This window comes from Pedobacter cryophilus, assembly GCF_005116455.1.
GTDB classification, from domain to species: Bacteria; Bacteroidota; Bacteroidia; order Sphingobacteriales; family Sphingobacteriaceae; genus Pseudopedobacter; species Pseudopedobacter cryophilum.
This window is the reverse complement of record NZ_SWBP01000001.1, coordinates 936,534-960,771: the sequence shown is the minus strand read 5'-3', so window position 1 is coordinate 960,771 and position 24,238 is coordinate 936,534. Positions and strand designations below refer to the sequence as shown.

Annotated in this window: 22 protein-coding genes; 11 read left to right on the top strand and 11 right to left on the bottom strand. The window is 35.0% G+C overall.

The window, feature by feature from the left end; genetic code table 11:
• Nucleotide 1: 1 nt before the first annotated feature.
• Complete coding sequence (locus FA046_RS04010) at nucleotides 2-223, top strand: hypothetical protein (RefSeq protein ID WP_136825055.1); 222 nt, start codon at nucleotides 2-4, stop codon at nucleotides 221-223.
• A 4-nt stretch (nucleotides 224-227) separates the two neighbouring features.
• On the top strand, nucleotides 228-1,100 hold the full coding sequence (locus tag FA046_RS04005; RefSeq protein ID WP_136825054.1) for a hypothetical protein: 873 nt from the start codon (nucleotides 228-230) through the stop codon (nucleotides 1,098-1,100).
• A gap of 72 nt (nucleotides 1,101-1,172) precedes the next feature.
• Here the strand turns inward: FA046_RS04005 and FA046_RS04000 are convergent, their stop codons facing one another.
• From FA046_RS04000 to FA046_RS03980, 5 genes are all read right to left on the bottom strand, one after another.
• Complete coding sequence (locus tag FA046_RS04000; RefSeq protein WP_136825053.1) at nucleotides 1,173-1,859, bottom strand: hypothetical protein; 687 nt, start codon at nucleotides 1,857-1,859, stop codon at nucleotides 1,173-1,175.
• Between the two features lie 96 nt (nucleotides 1,860-1,955).
• Nucleotides 1,956-2,942 (bottom strand): pyruvate dehydrogenase complex E1 component subunit beta, encoded by a 987-nt coding sequence (locus FA046_RS03995; RefSeq protein WP_136825052.1) that lies wholly within the window; start codon nucleotides 2,940-2,942, stop codon nucleotides 1,956-1,958.
• A gap of 355 nt (nucleotides 2,943-3,297) precedes the next feature.
• Complete coding sequence (gene rnc, locus FA046_RS03990; protein WP_205943595.1) at nucleotides 3,298-4,026, bottom strand: ribonuclease III; 729 nt, start codon at nucleotides 4,024-4,026, stop codon at nucleotides 3,298-3,300.
• 79 nt (nucleotides 4,027-4,105) lie between these two features.
• Nucleotides 4,106-5,359 carry a beta-ketoacyl-ACP synthase II gene (gene fabF / locus FA046_RS03985; RefSeq protein WP_136825051.1) on the bottom strand — a complete coding sequence of 418 codons (1,254 nt, stop codon included), beginning with the start codon at nucleotides 5,357-5,359 and terminating at the stop codon, nucleotides 4,106-4,108.
• Nucleotides 5,360-5,378: 19 nt separating this feature from the next.
• Nucleotides 5,379-5,615 carry an acyl carrier protein gene (locus FA046_RS03980; protein WP_017258001.1) on the bottom strand — a complete coding sequence of 79 codons (237 nt, stop codon included), beginning with the start codon at nucleotides 5,613-5,615 and terminating at the stop codon, nucleotides 5,379-5,381.
• 147 nt (nucleotides 5,616-5,762) lie between these two features.
• Here FA046_RS03980 and FA046_RS03975 point away from each other — a divergent pair, with 147 nt between their 5' ends.
• The 4 genes from FA046_RS03975 to FA046_RS03960 all read left to right on the top strand — a co-directional run bounded on the left by FA046_RS03975 (nucleotide 5,763) and on the right by FA046_RS03960 (nucleotide 11,931).
• Entirely contained in the window at nucleotides 5,763-6,179 is a 417-nt protein-coding gene (locus tag FA046_RS03975; RefSeq protein WP_136825050.1) for an IPExxxVDY family protein, read from the top strand.
• 96 nt (nucleotides 6,180-6,275) lie between these two features.
• Nucleotides 6,276-7,706 (top strand): pyruvate kinase, encoded by a 1,431-nt coding sequence (pyk, locus tag FA046_RS03970; protein WP_136825049.1) that lies wholly within the window; start codon nucleotides 6,276-6,278, stop codon nucleotides 7,704-7,706.
• Nucleotides 7,707-8,057: 351 nt separating this feature from the next.
• On the top strand, nucleotides 8,058-11,375 hold the full coding sequence (locus FA046_RS03965) for a vitamin B12-dependent ribonucleotide reductase (protein WP_136825048.1): 3,318 nt from the start codon (nucleotides 8,058-8,060) through the stop codon (nucleotides 11,373-11,375).
• Nucleotides 11,376-11,475: 100 nt separating this feature from the next.
• Nucleotides 11,476-11,931 carry a DUF1801 domain-containing protein gene (locus FA046_RS03960; protein ID WP_136825047.1) on the top strand — a complete coding sequence of 152 codons (456 nt, stop codon included), beginning with the start codon at nucleotides 11,476-11,478 and terminating at the stop codon, nucleotides 11,929-11,931.
• Nucleotides 11,932-11,971: 40 nt separating this feature from the next.
• Here FA046_RS03960 and FA046_RS03955 read toward each other — a convergent pair whose 3' ends face one another.
• A complete protein-coding gene (locus FA046_RS03955; RefSeq protein WP_136825046.1) occupies nucleotides 11,972-12,172 on the bottom strand; it encodes a hypothetical protein in 201 nt (66 codons plus the stop codon).
• Nucleotides 12,173-12,377: 205 nt separating this feature from the next.
• Here FA046_RS03955 and FA046_RS03950 point away from each other — a divergent pair, with 205 nt between their 5' ends.
• Together FA046_RS03950 and FA046_RS03945 are read left to right on the top strand one after the other, a co-directional pair.
• Entirely contained in the window at nucleotides 12,378-13,403 is a 1,026-nt protein-coding gene (locus tag FA046_RS03950; RefSeq protein WP_136825045.1) for a sensor histidine kinase, read from the top strand.
• A 1-nt stretch (nucleotide 13,404) separates the two neighbouring features.
• Nucleotides 13,405-14,136, top strand: a complete 732-nt coding sequence (locus FA046_RS03945; protein ID WP_136825044.1) for a LytR/AlgR family response regulator transcription factor — start codon at nucleotides 13,405-13,407, stop codon at nucleotides 14,134-14,136.
• On the opposite strand, the gene FA046_RS03940 is transcribed toward FA046_RS03945, so the two are convergent.
• The 3 genes from FA046_RS03940 to ypfJ form a co-directional block, all read right to left on the bottom strand.
• Nucleotides 14,133-14,867 carry a lysophospholipid acyltransferase family protein gene (locus tag FA046_RS03940; RefSeq protein ID WP_136825043.1) on the bottom strand — a complete coding sequence of 245 codons (735 nt, stop codon included), beginning with the start codon at nucleotides 14,865-14,867 and terminating at the stop codon, nucleotides 14,133-14,135. The two genes, FA046_RS03945 and FA046_RS03940, sit on opposite strands and share 4 nt — an antisense overlap.
• A 22-nt stretch (nucleotides 14,868-14,889) precedes the next feature.
• A complete protein-coding gene (locus FA046_RS03935; RefSeq protein WP_136825042.1) occupies nucleotides 14,890-15,438 on the bottom strand; it encodes an NUDIX domain-containing protein in 549 nt (182 codons plus the stop codon).
• Nucleotides 15,439-15,602: 164 nt separating this feature from the next.
• Entirely contained in the window at nucleotides 15,603-16,451 is an 849-nt protein-coding gene (gene ypfJ / locus FA046_RS03930; RefSeq protein WP_136825041.1) for a KPN_02809 family neutral zinc metallopeptidase, read from the bottom strand.
• 295 nt (nucleotides 16,452-16,746) lie between these two features.
• Between ypfJ and FA046_RS03925 the strand changes: the two genes are divergently transcribed.
• Entirely contained in the window at nucleotides 16,747-17,691 is a 945-nt protein-coding gene (locus FA046_RS03925) for a Smr/MutS family protein (RefSeq protein WP_136825040.1), read from the top strand.
• A 311-nt stretch (nucleotides 17,692-18,002) separates the two neighbouring features.
• Here the strand turns inward: FA046_RS03925 and FA046_RS03920 are convergent, their stop codons facing one another.
• Complete coding sequence (locus FA046_RS03920; RefSeq protein WP_136825039.1) at nucleotides 18,003-19,313, bottom strand: amidohydrolase family protein; 1,311 nt, start codon at nucleotides 19,311-19,313, stop codon at nucleotides 18,003-18,005.
• An 11-nt stretch (nucleotides 19,314-19,324) separates the two neighbouring features.
• Nucleotides 19,325-22,363 (bottom strand): amidohydrolase family protein, encoded by a 3,039-nt coding sequence (locus FA046_RS03915; RefSeq protein ID WP_136825038.1) that lies wholly within the window; start codon nucleotides 22,361-22,363, stop codon nucleotides 19,325-19,327.
• 152 nt (nucleotides 22,364-22,515) lie between these two features.
• Here FA046_RS03915 and FA046_RS03910 point away from each other — a divergent pair, with 152 nt between their 5' ends.
• Both FA046_RS03910 and FA046_RS03905 read left to right on the top strand, forming a co-directional pair.
• The gene (locus FA046_RS03910) at nucleotides 22,516-23,544 is read left to right on the top strand and encodes a hypothetical protein (RefSeq protein WP_136825037.1); all 1,029 of its coding nucleotides are present in this window, start codon (nucleotides 22,516-22,518) and stop codon (nucleotides 23,542-23,544) included.
• 102 nt (nucleotides 23,545-23,646) lie between these two features.
• A complete protein-coding gene (locus FA046_RS03905; RefSeq protein WP_136825036.1) occupies nucleotides 23,647-24,075 on the top strand; it encodes a cytochrome B in 429 nt (142 codons plus the stop codon).
• Nucleotides 24,076-24,238 lie beyond the last annotated feature (163 nt).

Sequence of the window (24,238 nt, the reverse complement as noted above, 5' to 3'; positions counted from 1 at the left end):
AATGAAAAAGTTAGCATTCAACATACTGTTTTTTAGCGTGATAAGCTTAGGCTTAGCCACCTCTTGCAGTAGCAATACATCAAGCGCTAAAGAGCCTGAAATCACAAAAATGGATTCGGTAAGAGATTCTCTCGAAAAATCTGAGAAAGAAGTTGCAGAGCAGATAGAAAAAGTGCAACAATCATTAAAAGAAGTAGAAAACGAATTTCAAGCAAAAAATTAATATTATGAAACTAGGATATTTATTTAGTGTAGCTATTATCCCATTTATGGTATTAGGTACTTCAACTTTTGATCAAGGTCAAAAGAAAAATGGTAACGGAAACGGTAATAAAGAAAAAAGCCGAAATGAACAATCGTCTAAAAATCAAAATGATCAAAAAAGAGATCAAAATGATGACGATCGTGATGATGATAGAAACGAAAATCGCAATAAGCAATACAATAAAAACGAGGATAAGGGAAATTATAAAAACCAAGGTCAAAAAAACGAGAAAAAGGATGACAACCAGTGGCGAGTAGAGGAAAGATGGAATGATGGTAAATGGGATGATGACCGTTTTGATACGAGAATGAAAAAATTAAAGGGTTTTAAAAAATCTAATTGGGTAAATAGCACCTATTATCCTGGAGTAGTTTGGTTTAATGGTAATAACGATTATTATGATAACAAAGGACCAAAAGGAAACAAAAAAGTTTCTATTTGTCACCAAACAGGTGGTAATTATCCCGTAATGATTAATGTATCAGAAAATGCTGTAAAAGCTCATTTAAACCACGGCGATTACATTGGCGAATGTAGAGATTATGACAGAAGCACCCACAGCGATTCTTATTGGAACACTAGAAATGATTATTATAACCAATATACCTCAACTACAGAAACACTTTCTTTTGGTGAGCAATTATTGGCTGTTGCCATAGAAAAATTAACAGGTGCCAGAAGCAATTTAGTGCCTTTAAGATCTACTATGCAAGAAGATGAATTGAGAAGAAAAGAAGCTGCAATTATTAATTTGCAAAATGATGTGTACAACCTACAAAACTCATTGGCCAGAAGTAATGAACAAGTTGGACTACAAGTGAATTTGAAGTTTTAATTCAATTTTCTCTATAAAACAAAAAAGCTGCTCCAAAAGGGCAGCTTTTTTTTATGCGTAATAAATAAACTCTTAAAAAGTATAGCCTAAACTTAAACCTGCATAGTAAGGAATAAAACCCTCACTGGTAAATATAGGCGTAAATCCTCCTCTAAAAGAGAAACCACTTTTAACGGGTTGCAACCTGTACATAAAACTCATAGTCCCAATAACAGTATCTCCTCCTTCACTAAAAATCGAGTCGCTATTTCCAGAAATACTTGCATAGGTTGCGCCTACGCCTATTTCAAACAAATTTTTACCCTCTCCTAATAAATAGTTTAATGAAACAGGAATAGAAACAAACGTATCTCCATCACCGCCTATAGCTCCAATTCCTATTCTACCACCAATTCCATTTCTTTTATTGCTAAATCTGGTATCGTAATTAGCTGTAAATAAAAGCCCTTGACCTAAAAATTCTACAAAAACATTTTGTGCTCTTTTTTCTTCGGCCTTTGGCAAACTTGCTTCTTGAATTACTTCGTAAGTTTCAACCTTTCCACCTTCATACACCACTTTAATAATTTGCTGTTTTGTTAGGGTATAAACTGGTCCATTTAAATTGGCAAAAACCTTGTATTTAACCTCTGTAGCGCCTACTTCAGTAACTTTCGCCTCTATTACTTCTCCATTGGTTTTATAAATTTTGTCTTGTGCGCTAGCGTTTAAAAATCCTAGAAAAACAAATAAAATGCTTAGGTAAATTAATTTTTTCATGTTTATAGTTTTAGTTTTAAAAAGGTAAAAGAACAAAAAAAAGTCGGGTAAATTAATTTTATTTACCCGACTTTTTAAATTATATGATTTAATTTTTTATTTCTTCACATACATCACGCTCTTCACAGCGTTAATTACACGCTCTGGATTAGGTAAACTTTCTGCAATTAAAGTTGGTGCGTATGGCAATGGTACATCAGCACAAGTAATACGTAAAACTGGTGCATCTAAATAATCAAAAGCATTTTTTTGTACGTTAAATGCAATTTCAGAAGAAATAGAAGCCAATGGCCATGCTTCTTCTACAATTACTAATCTATTGGTCTTTTTAACAGAAGCTAAAATGGTGTCATAATCAATAGGTCTAACTGTTCTTAAATCTATTAACTCTACACTAATTCCTTCTTTAGTTAAAGCTTCAATTGCTGGGTTAACTACTCTGGTAATCATTTTACCAAAAGATACAATGGTTACATCTGTACCTTCTTGCATTACATTAGCTTTGCCAATTTCAATGTAGTATTCTTCTTCTGGCACTTCTCCTTTATCTCCATACATCAATTCAGATTCCATAAAAATAACAGGATCATTATCAATAATAGAAGATTTTAATAAGCCTTTAGCTTCATAAGGAGTAGATGGAACTACCACTTTTAAACCAGGGCAATTAGCAAACCAATTTTCAAAATTTTGTGAGTGTTGCGCTCCTAACTGACCAGCATTACCTGTTGGCCCACGAAAAACAATTGGGGAACCAAACTGGCCGCCAGACATCGAAAGAATTTTAGCAGAACTGTTGATGATTTGATCAATTGCTACCAAAGAGAAATTAAAAGTCATAAATTCAACAATCGGACGCAAACCATTCATAGCCGCACCAATAGCAATACCAGCAAAACCAAGCTCAGCAATAGGCGTATCAATTACTCTTTTAGCACCAAACTCATCTAACATTCCTTGGCTCACTTTATAAGCACCGTTATACTCAGCCACTTCCTCGCCCATTAAGAATATTTTGTCGTCCTTACGCATTTCTTCGTTCATGGCTTCTCTAAGCGCTTCTCTGAATTGTATTTCTCTCATTATGATGTCTCTAAATTATTTTAAGGAACGCAAATATAATTAATGTTGTTTTAAAAGCAAGCTAAGTGAAGGGTATTAAATGCCACAATATTATAGCAATAAATAGTAAAAAATATAAAATTTTGAAGCGCAGGTTTCTCCCCAATTATTATAGCTAGTCCCGCTGTACATTCCGCTTTTTTATGTGGCTTAACCCTCTATACCCCAAACATAAAAAGAGCTCATTGCCATCGGGGCTAATTAAATTACAGCAATGCTTTCTAAAAAGGGTTTAATAAAGAAAAGGGCAAACATCTTCCGTCTTGATACTTGATACTAATATCTTGATACTTACATCTTGATTCTATACTCAATTCTATATCCCCAATAACTCACAAGTCTTTTCAGCGGCAAATTTCTCTGCATTTTTTTTGCTGTAATCAACTCCAGATGCCATTGCTTCCCCATCAATTAATACCTGAATGGTAAATAATTTTAGGTTTTCTCCAACCTCATTAGGAATAGGTTCAAAAGAAATGTCTTTTGAATGGCGTTGGCACCATTCTATGAGTTTACTTTTAAAATTAGTCTCAGTTAATTCTAAAGTATGAATATCTACATGTGGCTTAATTATTCTTTGGGACAAAAACTCTTTGGTAAAATCATATCCCTTATCTAAGTAAACTGCCCCTATTAAAGCTTCAAAGGCATCGCCTAATAAAGAACTTTGTTTAGAAGTTACGTTTACTGATTTTGGATCAAATTCAACCAATTCATTAAACCCCAACTTTCTAGCTAATTGATTCAAATTTACTCTACTTACAATTTTAGAGCGCATTTCGGTTAAAAAACCTTCGTCTTTATAGGGGTAAATTTTGAATAATACTTCGGCAACTACAGATCCTAAAACAGCATCACCTAAAAATTCTAAGCGTTCATTACTGTTTTTAGCCCTATCTTTTAAAAATGTAGCCACAGATTTATGACGGAAAGCCATTTTATATAAAGATAAATTACCGGGCACAAAGCCTAGTAAATTCTTTAATATCTTAATATACTTTCTATCTGGGGAGAGATGAAGTTTATAAATTCTAGATAAAGGCATTCAGTAATTTATTCTGTTTATAGAAACGAATATAATCTGTTTATTTAGAATATCACTCGAATTTAAACTGGAGTTTAAATTATTCTTCAAATTTCTTAAAAATAACTGAAGCGTTATGCCCTCCAAAACCAAATGTATTACTTAAAGCTGCTCTAATATCTCTTTTTTGAGCTTTGTTAAAAGTAAAGTTAAGTTTAGAATCTAAAGCCGGATCGTCTGTAAAATGATTAATAGTAGGAGGTACTATTCCATTTTTAATAGCTAAAATACAAGCTATAGATTCTACCGCTCCTGCCGCACCTAATAAATGGCCGGTCATAGATTTAGTAGAACTGATATTTAAGCGATAAGCATCATCCCCAAAAAGAGTTCCAATAGCTTTTGTTTCGCTGATATCACCTAAGGGAGTAGAAGTGCCGTGTACATTGATGTAATCAATATCAGCAGTGGTTAAGCCTGCATCATCTAAGGCAGATTGCATCACTAATCTTGCGCCCAATCCTTCTGGATGAGGAGCTGTGATGTGGTTAGCATCAGCACTCATGCCGCCACCAACTATTTCGGCATAAATTTTTGCCCCACGGGCTTTGGCATGCTCCAAACTTTCTAAAATAATAGTCCCCGCACCTTCGCCTGCAACAAAACCATCTCGGTCTTTATCAAAAGGGCGTGAAGCCGTTTGTGGATCATCATTTCTGGTAGAAAGGGCATGCATGGCATTAAAACCACCTATTCCCGCTTCATTTAATATCGCTTCAGATCCACCAGATACAATAATATCTGCTTTTCCTAATCTAATGTAAGTGAAGGCATCAATAAGGGCATTTGTAGAAGAAGCACAAGCAGATACACAAGAGAAATTTGGTCCTCTTAATCCATATTTCATAGAAATATGACCCGGAGCAATGTCTATAATCATTTTAGGAATGAAGAATGGATTTAACCTCGGCGTTCCATCGCCTTTGGCAAAAATCATTATTTCATCTAAAAAAGTTTTTAAACCACCAATTCCCGAACCCCAAATCACACCAATTCTATTGGTGTTCAATGTCTCGAAATCCAATCCTGCATCTTTTACAGCCTCTTCAGTAGAAACTAATGCGTACTGAACAAATGGATCTATTTTTCGAGCTTCCTTTTTTTCAAGGTAATCTTCAGCTACAAAGTTTTTGACTTCACATGCAAACTTTGTTTTGAATTTCTCTGTATCAAAACGCGTAATAGGAGCAGCACCGCTCACCCCATTCATCAAACCTTCCCAATATTCTGGGACAGTTTTACCGATTGGAGTAAGCGCACCTAATCCTGTTACTACAACTCTTTTAAGCTCCATTTATTAAACTAAGCAATAATTACTTTACGTTTTTTTCCAAATAAGTGATGGCTTGACCAACAGTGCTGATGGTTTCAGCTTGATCGTCTGGGATAGCAACGTTGAATTCTTTCTCAAATTCCATGATTAACTCAACGGTGTCTAACGAGTCAGCACCTAAATCGTTAGTGAAAGAAGCCTCTGGCGTTACTTCACCTTCGTCTACACCTAGTTTTTCAACGATAATTGCTTTTACTCTTGAAGCGATATCAGACATAATTCTATTATTAAGGGTTAAATATTTCTGTGCAAAGAAAAATAAATTCTATTAAATATCAAACCTTTTTGTTTTTGATCTAATTTTGGTTCGACAATTAACAGCATTTATAGATATTTTTGGTGGTCTAAATTAAACTTTATTATCTTGATTAAGAAATTTTTAAAATTAGAACTTGATTTCGATTTCATATTGATTGCGGTGACCTCACAGCTAAAAGACTATAGATTATGCTTTAACATCAATAAATTCACAGAAACTGATTTCAGAAAAACCGAAGATTTAATTGTAAATTTTAAAGGAATAGCCTCAAAATATTTTTCTAAATACGTACATCGCCCCTCAAATAGTGAGTGCGAATTTTTTTTAATTGCGAATAAAGGTTCAGAAGGTTTTTTAATTCCAGAGATGAAAGAGGCTGATTATTTCATCCTGATTAAAGATTTTATTGATGAAGAAGACCTAGAATTCTTCTTAAGCAGGCTTAAATTAGTTAAAGATATTCAAGCTGTTGTAGAGCTTAATCCTGAAAGATTAAAATCAAGAGAAAATCTGCTTTTTTAAAAGCCGCTTGACTTCGTGTTAAAAATACACTACTTTTGGCTTGCAAATTCGAAATTTTAGAATTTTAAAATTGAACCAATAGATCCAAAAAAATATATGAAAATTATTCAGAAAAAAACCAAGATTGTAGCAACTCTTGGTCCAGCTTCTTCCAATAAAGACGTATTATTATCTTTAATTAAGGCTGGCGTTGACGTTTGTAGATTAAATTTTTCTCATGGTAAACAAGAAGATCACCAACAAGTAATCAATACCATTAGAGAAATTAACCAAAAATATAAAACCAATATTGGCATTTTAGCAGATTTACAAGGACCAAAAATTAGAATTGGTTTAGTAAAAGATGGGGGTATCAATCTTATTAACGGTACACAAGTTAAAATTACTACTCAAGAGTGCATTGGCGATGATAACCAAATTTACATCACTTACAGCACCTTCCCACAAGATGTAAAAGCAGGTGAAATTATTTTGTTGGATGATGGAAAATTACAATTGAAAGTAATAGAAACCAACAGAAAAGACACTGTAATTTGTGAAGTAGTACATGGTGGTGTATTAACCAGCAGAAAAGGTGTAAATCTTCCAAACACAAAAGTTTCTATCCCATCTTTAACAGAAGAAGATTTAATCAATTTAGATTTTGCTTTAGAAAATGATGTAGAATGGATTGGTTTATCTTTTGTACGTACTGCCGAAGATATTATTGATCTTAAGCGCATCATCAGTAGAAGCGGAAAAACAGCTAGAGTAATTGCTAAAATTGAAAAACCAGAAGCAATTGACAACATTGACGCTATTATTGAAGTAACTGATGGCGTAATGGTTGCCCGTGGAGACCTTGGGGTTGAAATGCCTTTAGAAGAAGTGCCGGTTTTACAAAAAATGATTGCTAAAAAATGTAACATTGCTTCTAAACCAGTAATTGTTGCTACGCAAATGTTAGAAAGCATGATTACTACACCTCGCCCAACAAGAGCCGAGGTAAATGATGTGGCTAACTCTGTTTTAGATGGTGCTGATGCGGTAATGTTAAGTGGAGAAACATCTGTTGGTGAGTTTCCTTTAATTGTTATTGAAACGATGAGCAAAATTATTCACCACGTAGAAAGCACTTCTTACCCTTATTACAAAGAAAAAGAATTAGACGAAACCTGTGCCACTTACATGGCTGATGCAGTTTGTAGCTCTGCTGTATTTTTAGCTGATAAAACCAACGCCGCAGGAATAATCTCTATGACTTCTTCTGGTTATACCGCTTTTCAAATTTGTAGTCACAGACCAAAAGCAGGGACTTATATTTTCACCTCAAACCGTAATTTATTAAACACCTTGAGTTTATTATGGGGCGTAAAAGGTTTTTATTACGATAAGTTTGACAGTACTGATAAAACCATTAGTGAAGTAAATAAAATTTTAAAAGCCGAAAAAATTATTGAATCTGGTGATGTTGTAATTAATACAGCAGCAATTCCGATCGAAAAGAAAGGAAAAACCAACATGATTAAAGTAAGTGTGATAGAATAAGAATCTATTTCAATAAAACAAAAAATCCCAATTTTAAACGATTGGGATTTTTTTGTTTCTACCTGTTTTTAGGGACACAAAAACCAATAAAATTACGCTTGAATTAACCGCTCTTCTATCCTTAAAAAAATCTATCATTAAAGTGATAAGATTCAATTTTTTTTAGTTATCCACACCTATAAATTGCTGAAAATCAAATCCCTGACAGCAAAAAAATGTTACAGTTAAATTTTATCCCCATCGCTGTGGAAAACTACAAACCAACTGTATCATCTAGGAAATTAAATTTGATCAAAAACCCTTAAAGTTTTTTTAGTTAAATTAGATCAACAATTAAAATCATTAGCAACAATGGGAAAATCTTCTGCAAACAAAGCCGTTAAAGACGCCGGAAAAGGCTTACAATTTCAGCGCCATTTTAGTAAAGAGGGAAAAAGCGTTTATGACCTTTTTACGTACGACAAAAGATCCTCGGTCATCAGAAATCCATCAGGAGATGCGGTTTTTGAAATGAATGATGTAGAAGTCCCAAATACTTGGTCTCAAGTTGCTACTGATATTTTAGCACAAAAATATTTTAGAAAAGCAGGGGTTCCACAAGCTGATGGAACTACAGGTTCAGAAAAAAGCATTAAGCAAGTTGCGCATCGTATGGCAAATTGCTGGAGAACATGGGGAGAGCGTTATGGCTATTTCGCTACACCAAAAGATGCTCAAATATTTTACGATGAATTGGTTTACACCATAGTTGGACAATTAGCAGCGCCAAATTCTCCGCAATGGTTTAATACTGGCTTACATAGCTCTTACGGTATCACCGGCGGCCCACAAGGTCATTATTATGTTGATCCAATTACCGAAAAATTAGAAAAATCAACCTCAGCATACGAACGCCCACAACCACATGCTTGCTTTATTTTATCTGTAGAAGATGATTTGGTAAACGAAGGTGGAATTATGGATCTTTGGGTGCGTGAAGCTCGTATTTTCAAATACGGTTCTGGTGTAGGAACCAATTTCTCTCGTATTCGTGGCGAAAGCGAAAAACTATCTGGTGGTGGTTACTCATCTGGCTTAATGTCTTTCCTTAAAATTGGAGACAGAGCAGCAGGAGCCATCAAATCTGGTGGTACAACCAGAAGAGCCGCCAAAATGGTGTGTTTAGATTTAGATCACCCAGAAATTGAAAGTTTTGTAAACTGGAAAGTAGAAGAAGAGAAAAAAGTAGCTGCTTTAATTGCGGCTGGTTATGCCTCAGATTACGAAGGCGAAGCTTATAGAACGGTATCAGGGCAAAACTCTAATAATTCAGTTCGTATCCCAAACACATTTTTTAAAGCCTTAGAAGAAGGAAAAGGCTGGGATTTAACAGCCCGTTCTGATGGTAGAAGATTAAGAACCATTGATGCCAATAAACTATGGGACGATATTGCATTTGCAGCTTGGGCTTGCGCCGATCCTGGAGTACAATATGATACCACCATTAACGAATGGCATACTTGCCCAGCGGGAGGAAGAATAAATGCTTCTAACCCTTGTTCTGAGTATATGTTTTTAGACAACACCGCATGTAATTTGGCTTCTATCAACTTACGTCACTTCTTCGATTTAAAAACGCTGATTTTTGATGTTAAAGGTTTTGAACACACCTGCCGTATTTGGACAACCGTATTAGAAATTTCTGTTTTGATGGCTCAATTCCCATCTAAAGAAGTTGCTCAATTATCTTATGATTATAGAACTTTGGGTTTAGGTTATGCCAACTTAGGATCTATGTTAATGGTTGCAGGCATTCCTTATGATAGCGATAAAGCCAGGGCGATTGGTGGGGCCATTACCGCAATTATGACGGGTACTGCGTATTCAACTTCGGCAGAAATAGCTAGAGAGTTGGGTACTTTTGGCAAGTATCAAGAAAATAAAGAAAGTATGTTAAAAGTAATGCGTAACCACCGTTATGCAGCATATAACGCCACAGATGCTTACGAAGGTTTAGAAATTCTGCCTCCGGGAATTGATCAAAAAACTTGTCCTGATTACTTATTATCTGCTGCATGTAATGCTTGGGATAAAGCAGTAGAAATGGGCGAAAAATACGGTTACCGTAATGCACAAACTACGGTAATTGCCCCAACCGGAACTATTGGTTTGGTAATGGATTGCGATACTACAGGTATTGAACCAGATTTTGCCTTAGTAAAATTTAAAAAATTATCTGGCGGGGGGTATTTCAAAATTATTAATCAAGCGGTTCCTGCGGCCTTAAGAAATTTAAAATACAATGAAGACGAAATTGAAACCATCGTTAATTACGCTAAAGGATCTGCCACTATAAAAGGTGCTCCACATGTAAATCCAGATAGTTTAAGATCAAAAGGTTTTACCGAAGCTGATTTAGAAAGCTTAGATAAAGCCATTGTTTCTGCTTTTGAAATTGGCTTTGCTTTTAACGTTTGGACATTAGGTGAAGATTGTTTACAACGTTTAGGCTTTAAAGCCGAGCAATACAATGCGCCAGACTTTAATGTTTTAAGAGCATTAGGTTTTAATCGCCAACAAATTGCCGAGGCAAATGAATTTATTTGTGGCACCATGACCATTGAAGGTGCGCCTTTCTTAAAAGAAGCGCATTATCCAATTTTTGATTGTGCTAATAAAAACGGCGCAAAAGGCGTAAGATATATTCACGCACATGGTCACATTAAAATGATGGCTGCGGCACAACCTTTCCTTTCGGGAGCAATTTCTAAAACCATTAACCTTCCAAACGAAGCTAAAGTAGAAGAGATTAAAGAAAGTTATGAATTATCATGGAGCTTAGGTTTAAAAGCCAATGCGCTTTACCGCGATGGGTGTAAATTATCTCAGCCACTATCTACCAAATCTGATACTAAAGAAGAGAAGTTAGATACCGTTGAAGAGGTTTTAGGAAAAGCAGCAGAATTAAAATTAAGCGACTTAACACCAGAGCAAGTTTTAGAAGCAGCAAATGCTATTTTACAACGTTCAGAAGATACCAGCTTTATGCGTCAGCTATCTAGAGTGGTACAGAAAAAAGTATTACCAGCCAAACGTAGAGGCTTTACTCAAAAGGCAAGCATTGACGGACAAACCGTATTTGTAAGAACTGGTGAATATGGCGACGGAACTTTAGGAGAAATATTTGTAGACATGCACAAAGAAGGTGCTACTTTCCGCTCATTAATGAACTGTTTTGCTATTGCAGTTTCTGTTGGTTTACAATACGGAGTGCCTTTAGAAGAATACGTAGAGAAATTTACCTTCACTCGTTTTGAACCAGCCGGAATGGTAGTTGGACATGAAAATATCAAATCTGCGACTTCTATAATCGATTACATCTTTAGAATGTTGGGTTATGATTATTTAAACCGCACAGATTTAGTGCATGTAATTACAGAACAACAAGCTGTAACTGGCAACCCACAAATGCAAGACAGTGATGTGAACCCTGATGTAACTAATGTTTACCAACCCGTTGCTGAGAAAAAAACGGTAACAGCACAAGCAACTGTAAAAGGACAAACTTTTGACTTATCTATGGGTGCACAATCTGATGCTCCGGCATGTAGCAATTGCGGGCATACTACCATTAGATCTGGCACTTGTTACAAGTGTTTAAATTGCGGAACTAGTATGGGCTGCTCTTAATAATTGAGCTTTAAAATAAAAAGATTAGCCCTGCATTTGATTAAAATGCAGGGCTTTTGAATTATTAATTATTTGACTAAAGAAAGCTAAACCTATTACTATGCAACTATCAGCAGAAACACCCGAAGATTATATTGCGCAATTACCAGATGAAAGAAAACAGGTGATGAGTAAATTGCGAGAGGTAATTATTAAGAACATCCCTAAAGGATTTGAGGAGACCATTAATTATGGCATGATAGGCTATGTAGTTCCACATTCTATATACCCAAATGGTTATCATTGTGATACCAAACTACCCTTACCTTTTTTAGCTATTGCTTCGCAAAAGCATTTTGTAGCTATTTATCATATGGGAATATATGCCAATACAATACTTATGGATTGGTTTATGAATGAATACCCAAAACATTGTAAAACTAAATTAGATATGGGTAAAAGCTGTATTAGATTTAAAAAATTAAATGAAATACCTTATGAGTTAATTGGAGAATTAGCAGGAAAAATATCTGTAGAAGAGTGGATCAAAATTTATGAAACACAATTTAAGCAATAAAATTAGCTTTTTCTATTTCCCTAAAATGGATAAAACGTCCTTATTTTCTTAATAAGAAACGCATAAGAGACTGCTCTCCTACTTTTACCATAGTGGTAGTAGCATTTTTTACCGATAAACTATTACCACTAAATTCTTCTTGAGATTGATTTTCCGTTCCCGCTAATGATAATCCAACAAATAAAATTACCGGAATAATCATCATTAAAAATGGAGAAACAGAAGTAGATAACTTTTTCATGATATTTTGTTTTAATTTGATGATCAAAGATTCAGTTTATTTTTAGGCTATTAAAATCTATTAGACCAATGGCAATTATTTAAAGACAAACGGGATTTTATGGCGATGAGCGACAATTATCCTTTTTTAAGCCAATTGGTAGATAAAAAAAGACGGTTGGTCTAAATATCACTAGGCAAAATATTTCTTCAGCTAATTTTAAGACATGACGAGTGTACAAAAGTTTTTATTGCATACCATAGTTTGGGCTTTCCTCATTACTATATTTACTTTTGCCGCTACCGCCGGGTTTAATTCCAGCAATGGCATATACATTTTATTTATAGGCCTTTCCTTACTCAACGTTTTAATATTTTACACCAACCTTTATTTAATTATTCCAATAACGTTAGACAAACGCAAATTCTTTATGTGGATGCTGGCTTGCCTCGTTATTGTGATTTCTTTTGTAGCCATTAAATATGGTTTTATGTTTTATATGCATGAATTAAGTGGCTTAAAAATGATTGCCAAGGATAAGGTAATGCTTTTTGGTTCTTCTTCTCAAACCTTAATCAGCACTTTTGTAACCAACGGATTCTTCATTTTTTTAAGTACCGTTTATAAATTTACTGTCGATTGGTTTTTTAATGAACGAGAAAAATCTGATTTAGAAAAACAAAGCTTAACCGCCGAATTAGCCTTTTTAAAATCGCAAATTAACCCCCATTTCTTATTCAATTCGTTAAACAACATCTACTCTTTGGCTTATCAAAAATCTGATGCCACGCCTGATGCTATTTTAAAGCTTTCGGAAATTATGCGCTACATGCTATATGAAAGTAACGATAGCCGAGTTTCTTTAGAAAAAGAAATTACCTATTTAAAAAGCTACATAGAACTTCAAAAGTTAAGATTTAGAGGAAATGCACATGTAATTTTAGAGGTGGAAGGGCAAATTCATCATCAACATATTTTACCTTTAATTCTTATTTCTTTTGTTGAAAATGCTTTTAAACATGGCTTAGCAACCGATGAAAAAAATCCTATCCATATCAATATCTCTGTTTTTGAAGACAAACTGCTTTTTACCATTAAAAACAGAAAAAACAAGCTCAACAAAGATCAAACTGGCGGTATAGGAATGGTAAATGTTAAAAGACGCTTAGATCTTTCTTATCCGGAAAAATATAAGCTCACTATAGAAAACAAAGAAGACGATTATTTTTCTGAATTATATTTAAATTTATAGCATGATCAAATGTTTGGTAGTAGATGATGAGCCTTTAGCAATAGATATTTTAGAAGATTACATCTCCAAAATCCCATTTCTATCTTTAGTTAAAAGCTACCAAAACCCTATTGAAGCACTTTCTGCAGTGCAAGAAGGAGATATAGATTTGGTTTTTTTGGATGTTCAAATGCCTGAGTTAACCGGTATTCAATTTTTAAAAATTGCTAACGGAAAATGCAAAGTGATTTTAACTACCGCTTATTCTCAATACGCTTTAGATGGTTATGAATTAAATGTGGTAGATTATTTATTAAAACCCATAGCATTTGACCGGTTTTACAAAGCCGCACAAAAAGCAAAAGAATTATTATGTAGTACCCCTGCGCAAGCAACCGTAATAGAAACCCAAGTTGCTGCTCCAATTCCTGTTGCGCACAACTTTATTTTTGTAAAAACCGAATATAAAATTCAGAAAATTTACTTAGATGATATTCTCTTTATAGAAGGCTTAAAAGATTATATCTCCATTTACACCCAAAAAGAAAGAATTATTACGCTGCAAAGCATGAAAAAAATTGATGAAGCCTTGCCTGATCATTTATTTGTGCGAGTGCATAAATCATACATTGTAGCTTTAGATAAAATAGAAAGTATAGAGCGAAGCCGTATTTTTATAAAAGACAAAGTTATTCCTATTGGAGATACGCACCGAGATTATTTCTTCAAAATGATTGAGGATAAGAATATTTAAGCTTCCACTATGGCTTTTACTGCCATTTCTGCTTCTTTCACGCTGTCTTCAAAAGGCTTTCCTGCTGGCTCTATAGGTTTTAGAACGGTAAATTTTACGGGGTGAAAAGCATCAAGCCACAGCAAGCCATTTCTCACTATTTTCCAAGAGTTTTCTATAGCCACCGGAACAATTAAAGCATTAGGTGCTTTTTTTAAGATAGTGGCAATTCCTCCTACCTGAAAATCTTTCATTTTGCCATCTTTTGAACGGGTACCTTCGGCAAAAATCAATGCCGACCAATTATTTTTATGCATCCGTTCGCCCAATTTTAAAATTTCACCAACGGCTTGTTTAGAATCTTTTCTATCAATATTGGCTCCTCCGCCATGTCTGAGGTTAAAGGAAATAGAAGGAATATTTTTAGTGAGCTCTATTTTGGAGATAAATTTTGCGTGATAATCTCTCAAAAACCAAATTAGCGGCGGAATATCATACATGCTTTGATGGTTTGCCACAAAAATTATAGGTCGGTTCTTAGGCAATTGTTCGGTCATTTTAAATTTAATACTACATCCTAAGGCATAGTAAGAAAACAACAAAAAGAAATTCATCACATCAACAGATTTCTTATGCGCTTTATAACCGCCTAATTTTAAACTCACCCACTGTATGGGCTGAAAAACACAAAGAACAAAAAAGAACAAAAAATGATGTAGCGGGCTTAATAGGTGTCCTATTATTTTATTCATGATGCAAATATAAACTTATAGATTAAAAACCTTCTCGCATCAGCTTAACCTTTAAAATGCCCGCAACACTTAAAGAATCGGTAATTTCTCCGTTCATTACCATAGCAAATGCTTCATCAAATAGAATTTTTTTCACTTCCAGTTGTTCGGTTTCTTCTGGCTCAGCTTCAAATTGTTCAAAATCTTTGGCTAGGTATAAAATCCCTAACTCATCACTTACCGAGTTAGATAAATGCATTCTTAAAACCTCAGTCCACTCTTTAGCGACTAAACCCGTCTCTTCTAAAAGCTCTCTTTTTGCCGAATCTAAGGGGTTTCCACCTAACGGACCACCACCTTCTGGCAATTCCCAACTGTATTGTTTTAAAGGAAAACGGTACTGCCCAACCAGCCAAATCATATCATCTTCATCAATAGCAATAATGCCGATAGCGTAATTTTCAAAATGTACTTCGCCATAAATCCCTTTTCCGCCTGATGGATTCAAAACTTGATGTTCGGTTAAACTTATCCAGGGGTTTTGATATATTATTTTACTCTCTAGAATGGTCCAAGGGTTTTGTTCACTCATATTTTTAATTTTTGAAAAGCAAAGTTCGTCATTTATTACTTCCGATAGTCGGGTGTTTCATTTTAGTCCCCGCAAAAAGCGGGGCGCTGCCATTTCACCCCCGTTTATTTTTCAAAAATAGTGCAAATAAGTAAAAAATATAAAATCAAGTGGGCTACCTGATTTTAAAGGTCAGAAGCATTAAAAGTGTCGCCCTGTTTAACATCTCCAGTTTCAAAACCTTTTTTAAACCATCTCATTCTTTGGGCAGAAGTTCCATGAGTAAAAGCATCAGGTACCACATAACCTTGTCCCTGTTTTTGTAACTTATCATCACCTATGGCTGTTGCAGCGTTTAAAGCTTCTTCAATATCCCCTTCTTCTAAAATATCTTTAGTTCTTTGTGCATGATGAGCCCAAACACCTGCATAAAAATCGGCTTGTAATTCTAGCATCACAGATAATTTATTGTACTCTTTCTCGCTCACTCTTCCTCTTGCTTCATCGAGTTTTTGGGTAGTACCCATCAAGTTTTGAACGTGATGCCCTACTTCATGCGCAATTACATAAGCCATGGCAAAATCTCCGGGAGCATTAAATTTGTTTTTTAAATCATCGTAAAATGAAACATCAATATAAACTCTTTCATCTGCGGGGCAATAAAACGGACCAGTTTGAGAACCTGCCGAACCACATGCCGATTGAACACTGTTTTTAAAAGAAAGCAATTTAGGTTCTTTGTATTGCTCTCCCATGTCTTTAAATAATTGGTTCCAAACATCTTCAGTGTCTTGCAAAACTACCCTAGTAAATTGCTCTGCTTCAGATAAATTTGCCTGATCTGGATTGGTATTAGTTTGCTCTGTTTGAGCAGCATTTTGTACTTGGTTTAATAATTCACCAGGGCTTTTACCCATAATTAAACCAATAATTACCACTATAACAGTTCCAATTCCGCCAATAGCTAGGCCTTTTCCACCTCCACCACCGCCTGTTTCAAAATTATCACTTTGCTTACGACCTAACCATTTCATGTGTTTTAAATTTATGGGTTAAAATAATTTGAGAATTTTATTTTAACGTTCTAATTCAAAAATGATACCACCTATTTTTTTGTTATACCCGAATCTTAAAAGAGTTTAGAGAAGACTTTTTATTTATGAATCAATTAAACGCTTGGCTTGAGAGAACTGACAGATTGGGGGTCTCTTCAATCCTTTGAGATCGCATTTTGCGGCCTCAAAAGTTCAAACTCCTTTTCGGCTAATTCAAATATAATAAATTTAAACAGGTGATAATTTCTCATCTTTGTGGCTAATATTTTTTTAAATGAAATACCAATTAGGAGAGTTTGTACGCTTTGTAGACGAAAGAAGAGAAGGATACATCACTAAAATTTTTAATGATGAAATGGTGGGCGTAACTGGTGAAGATGATTTTGAAATTCCGGTAATGGTTAATAACCTGACTAGGGTTCACGGGCATTCTTCTAATCCATCTTTTGAAAAAACCACTACTGAAACCGCTTCTAATGGAGTGAATTTTATAGAAAAAGGAGTTTTTGCAGCCGCTATTCCCGATTTAAATAAAGGATCAGTTGTTCATTTTTATATCATTAATGAAACTTCTTATCAGCTTTTAGCGACTTTAAAAACAAATTTAGCAGCAATTTTTAAAGGGGAGTTTTCTGGGATAGTTGCCGCCCAAAGTTCTACAAAAGTATTTTCTGCTTCTTTAGCGGAGTTAGATTTATGGCCAACTTTCCATTTTCAGGCTTTGTTTTACACTTCATTAAATAAGCCTTTGGTAAAACCTTTGGTATTTGACATGAAGTTTAGAGCTAAAGATTTTTCGGGTAGTAAACAACTTACGCCATTAATTAAGCAACAAGGTTGGTTGTTTAGGTTGGATGAACCTGAATTGGTTTTAAACGCCGAAAAAATTAAAGAAAGCTTTTTTAAATCTTCGGAAGAAAAACAAGCCATTGAAAAGCCGGCAAAAGAGGTGGATTTGCATATTGAAAAATTAAGAGACGACCATGATTTCTTAGATAAACAAGAAATGATGCAGATACAACTAGACCATTTCAGAAAAAATTTAGATGCCGCTATTGTTCATAAATTAGAAAGTATTGTATTTATTCATGGTGCTGGGAATGGATCATTACGTCACGAGATTCATAAAATAGTAAGTAAGCATCCTCAAGTGAAGACATTTATGGATGCCCGAAAAGAGAAATTTGGATATGGAGCTACGGAGGTTTTCTTTAAATAATTTTTTTGCTAGGTGTTTTATTTTTTTGCCACGAATTTCACGAATGACACGAATTTTTAAAGCTCTGTAATCTTTGATTTTCTTTTATCCACAGAGGGCGAAAAGTTCACAGAGTTGGGCAAGATGTTCTAAAACAAAAAATCCTCCTAGAACGTATCTAAGAGGATTTTTTGTTTGAGTTTATTGCAAAAGCTTTAGTATCTAAACCCGGTTGGCAGCGGTATCTTTTTGTTTGTTTTTAGACAAACAAAAAATAAAGCAGAAAACGGGACTAGCGGTTGTAATGAAATACTGCATTTGCTTTTCAAAAATTAATCGGCTTTGATGCCATATTTATCTGCGTAACGCTTGTATAATTGTTTTTGAACGTTATCTAAATTAACGTCTCGGCCTTGAATAAAAGCTCTGGTTACGTTATTGGTACGCATATCTAAGGCATCGCCTTCTGATATGATAATGTTAGCGTCTTTCCCTTCTTCTATGGTTCCGGTAGTTTTATCAATCCCCAATATTTTTGCGGTATTGGAAGTGATAATTGCCAGTGCTTCTTCTTTAGTTAAGCCATAAGCAGCAGCTGTACCAGCCATAAATGGCAGATTGCGTTGTTGCCAATAACCATCAACACTCATGGCGATTAAAACACCAGCATCATGCAAAATTTTAGCGTTTTTATAAGGTAAATACACATCATCGTCGTCATTACCTGGTAACGATTGACTTTGGTAAATGATTACCGGAATGTTATGTTCTTTTAAGAAACTTGTAACATCAACAGCTTCTTCGGCACCTACTAAAACGGGCTTAATTCCAAATTCTTCAAAAAACTGAACGGCAATAATGATGTCTTTTTGGCGATTTACTTTTACAAAGGCTTTTTTAGCACCGTTAAATAAACCTTTCATGGCTTCAAAACGGGCATTCATAATCTCTGGCTTATCGGTATCGGCATAAGCTTTTGCTTGAGCAAAATAGCTTTTTAACTCTAATAATTGCTTTTGATAACGTTCTTTTATGGCTTCTTCAGAAAGTACTGGGCCGCCAAATCTACGTCCACCACCGCCACCAGCGGCTGATGAAGGCCAATTGAAATGTAACCCGTTATCTTTTACGTAAGCGGCATCTTCCCAATTCCAAGCATCTAATTGTACAATTGATGAAGTGCCTGAAACCAAGCCGCCTTCTGGCGTTACCTGAGATAATAAAGTTCCGTTAGAACGTACGGTTGCAATTACTCGTGAATCGGTATTGTAAGCAATTAAGGACCTTACATGTGGATTGATGCTTCCCACTTCTTGGGCATCTCTGGTTGCTCTTACTGATTCTACATCTACCAAACCTAAACTGTTTGATGGAGCGATAAAACCTGGATAAATGTGCTTTCCGGCTGCATTTACGACAGTTACATTTTGCGGAGCTACGTTTCCTTCTTTAACCGAAGTTATTTTTCCGTTTGCAAAAACGACGGTTCCGTTTTGGATTACCTTGCCGTTACCTACATGTATGGTTCCGCCAACTATGGCAAAAGTACCCGCTTGTTTTTTAGCTGGATAAATGTTGGCTTGTGCAAATACCGATGTACTTGCCAAACTTAATGCGATGAATTGATATATAATTTTTTTCATGATTTAGCTGATTAATGTTGTGAATGACTGCCGTTTGCTGTAAAATCTCCTTCTAATGTTTCGCAATCATAAAGTGGCGCTCTCTCTAAAGATGGACGTTGAGTTTTAGCTCCTTTATTTTTTGCATCTAACATTTTTTGGATTAAACGAGCTTCTTCTGCTTTCATCTCCTTACGTTTAACTTCGTCTCTTTGGATATCCCAATAGGCGATACCATCCACAAAAGTTTTTTCGGCTTTGGCATAAACAGATAGTGGATTATCAGACCAAAGCACTAAGTCAGCATCTTTACCTGCTTTTACACTTCCTACTCTGTTATCAATTTTTAACATCTTAGCAGGGTTTAAAGACACAAATTTGAAAGCTTCTTCTTCGCTCACATTACCATATTTTACTGCTTTACCCGCTTCTTGATTTAGTCTTCTAGCCATTTCAGCATCATCAGAATTGAAACCAGTTAACACACCAACAGCGCTCATTAATTTACCATTATATGGGATGGCTTCAAAAACTTCCATTTTGTAGGTCCACCAATCAGAGAAGGTTGAACCAGCAATTCCTCTCTCAGCCATTTTATCAGCCATTTTATAGCCTTCTAAAATGTGCGTAAAAGTCCTGATTTTGAAATCCATGCTATCAGCAACATGCATTAACATGTTGATTTCTGATTGTACATAAGAGTGACAAGTAATATTACGTTTGCCTTCTAAAATTTCTACTAAACAATCTAATTCTAAATCACGTCGTGGAGCCGATAAACCTGTTTTGTTTTTAGCGCCATTATATGCAGCCCAAGCCGTTCTGTATTCTTTAGCTCTGGTAAAAGCATCAACATAAACTTGCTCAACCCCCATACGAGTTTGTGGGAAACGAACGGTACTAAAATCTCCAGCGTTACTTTGTTTTACGTTTTCTCCTAAGGCAAACTTGATGAAACCTTCGTTTCCGCCAAATTTCAAACCTTCTGGTGTTTGTCCCCAACGTAGTTTGATCAATTGAGATTGACCACCAATTGGATTTGCCGAACCATGTAATAAATGAGATGTTGTTACTCCACCGGCTAACTGACGGTAAATGTTTACATCTTCAGATTCTACCACGTCAGCAATGCTTACTTCAGAAGTTACCGCTTGAGTTCCTTCGTTCACGCCTCTCGCGATAGCGATATGGGAGTGTTCATCAATAATACCTGGAGTTAAATGCTTTCCAGTTGCGTCAATTACTTTTGCGCCTCCGGCTGATAAACCTTTTCCGATAGACTTGATTTTTCCGCCTTCAACTAAAACATCAGTATTCTGTAGAATTCCGTCTTTTTCGTTAGTCCAAACGGTAGCGTTTTTAAATAATGTAGCTTCTTGCTTTGGAGCTTCGGCCTCGCCAAAAGCAACAAATGGATAAATTACTTTTCCAGTAGCTAAAGTACCTTTTGGTTCTTCTTTCTTTTCTTTTTCTTTAATAGGATTGGTATATGTTGCTGTAAAATTACTTACGGTTCCATCAGCTAAAACGGCTTCGCCTTTAAAAGTAACAGGACTAACTTTATCTAAATAACCAGTTAAACGAACATCGCCTTTAGGGTTTTTCTTTAGATCAAAGAATAAACTAATTAAATCGCCGGTTCTGTTAAAATTGGCTTTAGTTTTAACACTATCAGCGCCAGTTCTTTCAATATTTGCATCATAAGCACTAATTGTACCTCCAATTTTTAGGGTTAAATTTCCAACTCCAGCAATAATAAGGTTATAATCTCCTCTTAAATCTTTAATGTCTTTTTGTGCAACAATGTATTGCTTGCCTTGTACCCAGTTTTCAAAAATGATATTCTCTTTTTTGAATAGGTTATCAGAAGTTATCAAGAAGTTAGCTTCTTTTCCTTTTGCAAGTGTTCCTACTTTATCGCTAATTCCTAAAATTCTAGCTGGTACTTCTGTTAATGCTTTTAAAGCTTGTTTTTCGGTTAAACCGAAATCAATTGCTAATCTTAAGTTAGTCCAAAAATCTCTTGGACTTTCTAAATCTGCTGCGGTAATAGCAAAGTTAATTCCCGCTTTTTCTAATGCAGCAGGATTGGTTGGAGCCAATTCCCAATTTTTCATTTGAGCTAAAGTTACATTCTTAGCATCAGCAGGGTCTTCTACATCATAAGCTTTAGGGAAATTAATTGGGATAATAAAGCTTCCGTTTGTTGCTTTTATATCGGCAATTCTTTTGTATTCATCTCCGCCTGATTTAAAAATGTATTGCTTGCCAAATTCATCACCAATTTTATCAGCTCTTAAAACATCTTCCCAATTTCCTGCATCAAAAATTTGAGGCAAGCTTTGGGTTTTGTTAAATTCATCTAAAGAAATATTGTATTCTTTCTTTTGATTTTTGTACCAAGCAGCATCAAAATAAGTTTGTCTTAATAAAGAAATAGAACCCATTAATGAGCTTGGATAATTTGTTTTTGCGGTTCCTTTATTAAAAGAATAATTTGCAGCAGTTAAATCATTCAAAACAACTGTATTAACACTTTCGTCACTTAAAGTAACAGCTAAAGAAGTTCCTCTGGCAATTCCGTCTTTAATCACCGTGTTAACAGCGCCAAAACCACTTTTCTTTAAATCTTCAGCTTTTCTAGCATCAACATTAAATATAGATTTTGCATGAACTTCGGGTCTTATCGCTTCGTTCCAATTATAAGCACCTTCCTTTGTAGAAGTAAAAACGGGTACTCCACGACCAGCAAAAACAGCTCTTGGTGTTTCGGGGATACCATAACTAGAAAAGGCATCAATTAAAGAAGGATAGATATATTTTCCTTTTAAATCAATAGTAACATAACCTTTAGGAACTGCTAGTCCAGCACCCACGCTTTCAATTTTTTGACCTTTAATTATTAAAACGCCGTTAGTAATAGTTTGATCGGCATTTACAACAATGTTTGCGTTTATAAAGGCAAATTGGCCAGACCTTATATCGCCTGATCCGTTTACAGGGTACGATTCCTGCGATTTAGCTATAAAAGCAATCAACAATGAACATAAGAGTAATAGTGTTTTTTTCATACAAAAAAGTTTAGAATCTAAATCTAAACAGTTTTTAAGCTAAAAATTAAGCTACTTTGTAAATTTTTTGTTCCCTTTCTAAATCTACTGCCCATTTACTTTCGTAATTCAGTCTGTTAATCAGAAATTTTAAACATTAATTAAAGAAAACAATGAAAAATTATAGCATATTTTCAATCTCTGCTCTTTTTATAGCAGCAACAATTGTAACTAGTTGTTCAAAAGACGATGAGCCAACTGTTTCCGTATCAAAACTGTTTGTTTCTAATGCTGATACCGATCCGGCTGTTGCAAATCTTTCTATTTTTGACCCTGCAGATGGTGCTACTTTAGCCGCTCCTATGACTTATAATACCGCAGCGCCAGATGGTAATGGAATTGTTTATGATGCTTCCAGCAATGTAGGCTTTCAAGTAAGCAGATCTACTAAAAGCATAAAATTATTCTCGGTAAGTAGCACAGGAAGTGTAATGAACGGAAGTTCTTTTACAGATGCAAGTTTAGCAAGTGGCCGAGGCGCTGCTTATGATGCCATTAACAAAGTATTGTACGTTGCAAGTAATACCGATAGCACCATTAGAGTTTACAATAATGCGCCTGCTTTAAGCGGTACAGTAACTGCAAACAAAGTTTTTAAATTAAACGGACAGCCTTGGGGAATTGCCTTTGCAGCCAATAAATTAATGGTTTTAATTGATTTAGATCGTAAAGAAATTCAATTATTTAACAATGTAAATAGTATTGCATCAGGTACGGTAACGCCATCAAACAAAATTACTATTCCTTCCTCTACAAGATTGCATGGTTTAACTTATGATGCTTCTTCTGATGTGTTAATTGCCACAGAAATTGGAGCAGCAGCTGCACCAGCCATTCCTAACCCAACAGTTGCCGCATTTAATGCCGATGGTGGAATTTATATTATAGAAGGTGCTTTGGCAAAATTTACAGCAAATGCAGCCGTAACTCCAGATAGAACAATTATTGGATCAAACACAAAATTAGGTAATCCGGTTGATGTAAAATTTGACGCCAGAAGCGGAAAAAAACTAATCTATATTGCCGAAAAAGCAAATAAATCAATCCTGGTTTTTAGATTAACTGATAGTGGAAACATGGCGCCAACAACCATGGCAACCGTTACCACCTTACCAGAAGCCATCTTTTTAGATGCCAGATAAACAAATTAAAGATAGTTAATTGTGGTTTTAGTGCTGAGTGAGTAGGAGGAATGTATTAATTTACACTCCTCCTTTTTTATTTTATATTTGTTAAAAAAAGTTATGTACACAGGATTATTACACCTTCATTCTATATTAAGATATGTGGTCTTAATATTGGTTTTATTATCAATTTTACAAGCTATTACGGCTGGTAACAAGCCCTATACACCGGCAAATAAAAAAGTAAACCTTTTTGCGCTCATCAGTTGCCACCTTCAATTGGTAATTGGCTTAGTTTTATATTTTATGAGCCCAAATGTAGATTTCTCTAAAATGAGTGAACCTACTTACAGGTATTGGAATGTAGAACATATTAGCATGATGATTTTATCTATCGCTTTAATTACTGTGGGTTATTCAAAATCTAAAAAAGCAATAGAAGCAAAAGCCAAGCACAAAGCCATTTATGTTTTTTACACCTTAGGCATCGTAATCGTACTTTTAGCAATTTTTACCATGAAGGATAGAAACCCATGGTGGAATATGTAAAAAAACGTTTGTGTAAATTTATTTGATAAAAATATTTTCAAAGTCGATTTTCTTTCTAATTTTGCTGTCGATGAATAATCAAACAAATACAAAAAAATGGTGGTGGCACAACAAAATTGTAGCCTCGGTAATCCTATTTGTATCATAAAAGAGAACTTAAACC

Coding starts and splice junctions, on each gene's coding strand:
- FA046_RS04010 (WP_136825055.1), top strand. CDS start 2: ATGAAAAAGTTAGCATTCAACATACTGTTTTTTAGCGTGATAAGCTTA.
- FA046_RS04005 (WP_136825054.1), top strand. CDS start 228: ATGAAACTAGGATATTTATTTAGTGTAGCTATTATCCCATTTATGGTA.
- FA046_RS04000 (WP_136825053.1), bottom strand. CDS start 1,859: ATGAAAAAATTAATTTACCTAAGCATTTTATTTGTTTTTCTAGGATTT.
- FA046_RS03995 (WP_136825052.1), bottom strand. CDS start 2,942: ATGAGAGAAATACAATTCAGAGAAGCGCTTAGAGAAGCCATGAACGAA.
- rnc (WP_205943595.1), bottom strand. CDS start 4,026: ATGCCTTTATCTAGAATTTATAAACTTCATCTCTCCCCAGATAGAAAG.
- fabF (WP_136825051.1), bottom strand. CDS start 5,359: ATGGAGCTTAAAAGAGTTGTAGTAACAGGATTAGGTGCGCTTACTCCA.
- FA046_RS03980 (WP_017258001.1), bottom strand. CDS start 5,615: ATGTCTGATATCGCTTCAAGAGTAAAAGCAATTATCGTTGAAAAACTA.
- pyk (WP_136825049.1), top strand. CDS start 6,276: ATGAAAATTATTCAGAAAAAAACCAAGATTGTAGCAACTCTTGGTCCA.
- FA046_RS03965 (WP_136825048.1), top strand. CDS start 8,058: ATGGGAAAATCTTCTGCAAACAAAGCCGTTAAAGACGCCGGAAAAGGC.
- FA046_RS03960 (WP_136825047.1), top strand. CDS start 11,476: ATGCAACTATCAGCAGAAACACCCGAAGATTATATTGCGCAATTACCA.
- FA046_RS03955 (WP_136825046.1), bottom strand. CDS start 12,172: ATGAAAAAGTTATCTACTTCTGTTTCTCCATTTTTAATGATGATTATT.
- FA046_RS03950 (WP_136825045.1), top strand. CDS start 12,378: ATGACGAGTGTACAAAAGTTTTTATTGCATACCATAGTTTGGGCTTTC.
- FA046_RS03945 (WP_136825044.1), top strand. CDS start 13,405: ATGATCAAATGTTTGGTAGTAGATGATGAGCCTTTAGCAATAGATATT.
- FA046_RS03940 (WP_136825043.1), bottom strand. CDS start 14,867: ATGAATAAAATAATAGGACACCTATTAAGCCCGCTACATCATTTTTTG.
- FA046_RS03935 (WP_136825042.1), bottom strand. CDS start 15,438: ATGAGTGAACAAAACCCTTGGACCATTCTAGAGAGTAAAATAATATAT.
- ypfJ (WP_136825041.1), bottom strand. CDS start 16,451: ATGAAATGGTTAGGTCGTAAGCAAAGTGATAATTTTGAAACAGGCGGT.
- FA046_RS03925 (WP_136825040.1), top strand. CDS start 16,747: ATGAAATACCAATTAGGAGAGTTTGTACGCTTTGTAGACGAAAGAAGA.
- FA046_RS03920 (WP_136825039.1), bottom strand. CDS start 19,313: ATGAAAAAAATTATATATCAATTCATCGCATTAAGTTTGGCAAGTACA.
- FA046_RS03915 (WP_136825038.1), bottom strand. CDS start 22,363: ATGAAAAAAACACTATTACTCTTATGTTCATTGTTGATTGCTTTTATA.
- FA046_RS03910 (WP_136825037.1), top strand. CDS start 22,516: ATGAAAAATTATAGCATATTTTCAATCTCTGCTCTTTTTATAGCAGCA.
- FA046_RS03905 (WP_136825036.1), top strand. CDS start 23,647: ATGTACACAGGATTATTACACCTTCATTCTATATTAAGATATGTGGTC.